This is a genomic window from Streptomyces alkaliphilus, from assembly GCF_014141535.1.
Taxonomy (GTDB): domain Bacteria; phylum Actinomycetota; class Actinomycetes; order Streptomycetales; family Streptomycetaceae; genus Streptomyces; species Streptomyces alkaliphilus.
Window position 1 is genome coordinate 1 of sequence record NZ_VKHT01001619.1, and the last position, 621, is coordinate 621.

The 621-nt window shown below is 75.8% G+C and carries 1 protein-coding gene; it reads left to right on the forward strand.

Features of this window, described 5'->3' with window-relative positions; genetic code table 11:
* Positions 1-40: 40 nt before the first annotated feature.
* Positions 41-621, forward strand: a 581-nt coding sequence (locus FNQ90_RS25985; RefSeq protein ID WP_182608534.1) for a LacI family DNA-binding transcriptional regulator, incomplete at its 3' end; no start/stop codon positions are given.

Genomic DNA, 621 nt, shown 5'->3' on the forward strand with positions numbered 1-621 from the left:
GGAACCTGCTGACCGCCCCCGACCGCCCGACGGGGTGATCGTGGTCGACCCGCAGCACGAGGACCCCCGGATCCCCGTGCTGGAGGAGCTGCGGCTGCCCGCCGTGGTGGCGGGACACCCGTCGGCGGCAGGCGGCCTGACGGCGGTCTGGTCGGACGAGGCGGTGGGCACGCGCGAGGCGGTGCGGCACCTGGCCGACGCCGGGCACCGTCGCCTGGCCCGGGTGGCGGGGTCCCCCCGACTGGTCCGGACCGCGCTGCGCGACGCGGCCCTGACGGAGGTCTGTGCCGAACTGGGGTTGCCGAAGCCACGCATCACGCACACCGACCACACCGACGGGGACGGCTCGGAGACCACCCGGAACCTGCTGACCGCCCCCGACCGCCCGACGGCGCTCCTCTTCGACCACGACATCACGGCCGTCGCCTGTCTCTCGGTCGCCGCCGAGCTCGGCCTCTCCGTCCCGGCCGACCTGTCGGTGGTCGCCCGGGACGACTCCCCGCTGACCAGGGTGGTGCGTCCCGCCCTGACCACCGTGGGGCGGGACATCGCGGGCTACGGGAGCCGGGTGGCGACGACCCTGCTGACGGTGATCGAGGAGGGCGGCCCCGTCGGGGAACC